We start from the raw sequence: 792 nt of genomic DNA on the forward strand, positions 1-792 counted from the left end.
AGATATAGTAGAACAACAATTCTACTATATCTTTATTATCATACTTTAAACTACTTAGCGTAATCAATTACTCTTGATTCACGAATTACATTTACCTTAATTTGTCCTGGATACTCTAGTTCTGACTCAATTTGTTTTGATAAGTCACGAGCAAGCAATACCATTTCGGCATCACTAATCGCATCAGGAACTACCATTACACGTACTTCCCTACCTGCTTGTATTGCAAAAGACTTATCCACTCCCTTAAAGCTATTCGTAATATCTTCTAATTGTTTTAGTCTGTTAGTATAAGTTTCTAAAGTTTCTCTTCTTGCGCCAGGTCTTGCAGCTGATATTGTATCGGCTGCTTGTACTACACAAGCGATCAATGTTTCAGGTTCCACATCACCATGATGCGATTCTACTGCATTGATTACAATAGGGGATTCTTTGTATTTTCTACATAAATCAACACCTATTTGAATATGTGAGCCTTCCATTTCGTGGTCTACAGATTTACCAATGTCATGTAATAATCCAGCTCTTTTAGCCATCTTAACATCTAAACCGATTTCAGCAGCTAAAAGCCCAGATAAATGTGCAACTTCTATTGAATGTTTCAATGTATTCTGACCATAACTTGTTCTGAACTTCATTTTACCTAAAAGTCTAACTAGCTCTGGGTGAATTCCATGAACACCAACTTCTAAAGTTGCTGCTTCACCTTCTTCACGTATCATAACTACGACTTCTTATTGTGCCATATCAACCATCTCTTCAATTCTAGCAGGATGAATACGAACATCTACA

Annotated in this window: 1 pseudogene; it reads right to left on the reverse strand. The window is 36.0% G+C overall.

Annotated features, from left to right (window positions below):
* Window positions 1–50: 50 nt before the first annotated feature.
* Window positions 51–792, reverse strand: a pseudogene (locus tag ACW2QF_RS18600) (HDIG domain-containing metalloprotein); the annotation flags it as partial.

It is taken from the genome of Anaerosporobacter sp. (assembly GCF_965301125.1).